Raw genomic sequence first — 1,198 nt, forward strand, 5'->3', positions numbered from 1 at the left:
GCCGCTGCAGGCGGCGCTCGCCGCCGCCGGCACGCTGACCGTCGCGGCGGCCGAGACCCGCCCGGTCCGCCTGCTGCCGCCGCCGGCCGCCGAGGCCGACCGGTTGCGCATCCGCGTGCAGCAGACCCCGCAGCCGATGCCGGCCGAGGCGGTGGTGCTGGCCCGCACCGCCGATGGCCGCGCCCTGGCCCAGGCCACCATCCCCATCCCCGCCAATGCCGGCCAGGCGGAAGGCGTGCTGGACCTGCCGCTGGAGCTGCGGAACCAGGTGGTCCGGCTGGAGCTGGAGGGCGAGACCGGCGCCGGCGGCGTCGCCCTGCTGGATGAGCGCTTCCGCCGCCGCCCCGTCGGCCTGCTGCCGCCGCAGGAGGAAAGCGCCGATGCGCCGCTGATCGGCGACCTCTTCTACCTCGACCGCGCCCTCGGCCCCTATGCCGAGTTGCGGCGCGGCCCGCTGGACCGGCTGCTGGCCCGCCCCATCGCCGTGCTGGCGCTGGCCGACCGGCCGGTGCCGGAAGGCGCCGAGCGGGAGGCGCTGACCCGCTGGGTCGAGCGCGGCGGCACGCTGGTCCGCTTCGCCGGCCCGCGCCTGGCCGAACGGCCGGACCCGCTGCTGCCGGTGCCGCTGCGCGCCGAGCGGCAGCTGGGCGGCGCCCTGTCCTGGGAGCAGCCGCAGCGCCTCGCCCCCTTCCCCGAAGGCTCGCCCTTCCTCGGCCTGCCGGTGCCGGAGGAGGTGACGGTGGAGCGGCAGGTGCTGGCCGAGCCCTCCCCCCGCCTGTCGGAGCGGACCTGGGCAAGGCTGGGGGACGGCACGCCGCTGGTGACGGCGGAGGCGCGCGGCGCCGGCCGCGTCATCCTGTTCCACGTCACCGCCAATGCCGAATGGTCCAACCTGCCGCTGTCGGGCCTGTTCGTGCAGATGCTGCGGCGGATCGTGGCGCTGGCCGCCGGCATCCAGGGCGCCGAGAGCGACGCGCCGCTGGCGCCGCTGGAAACGCTGGACGGCTTCGGCCGCCTCGGGCCGGCGCCGCCGGCCGCCGCGGCGCTGCCGGCCTCGGCCATCGATGCCGCCACGCCGTCCCCGCGCAACCCGCCGGGCTGGTACGGCACGCCCGGCCAGGATGCCGCCAATGCCGCCTATCGCCGGGCGCTGAACCTCGGCGGCGCCCTGCCGCCGCCCCGCGCCGCGCCGGCGCCG

The 1,198-nt window shown here is 78.8% G+C and carries 1 pseudogene; it reads left to right on the forward strand.

Annotated features, from left to right (window positions below):
- Positions 1-1,198: pseudogene (locus E2C05_RS33720) on the forward strand (DUF4159 domain-containing protein); the annotation flags it as partial.

The sequence above is a fragment of the Paracraurococcus ruber genome, assembly GCF_004353985.1.
Classification (GTDB): domain Bacteria; phylum Pseudomonadota; class Alphaproteobacteria; order Acetobacterales; family Acetobacteraceae; genus Paracraurococcus; species Paracraurococcus ruber.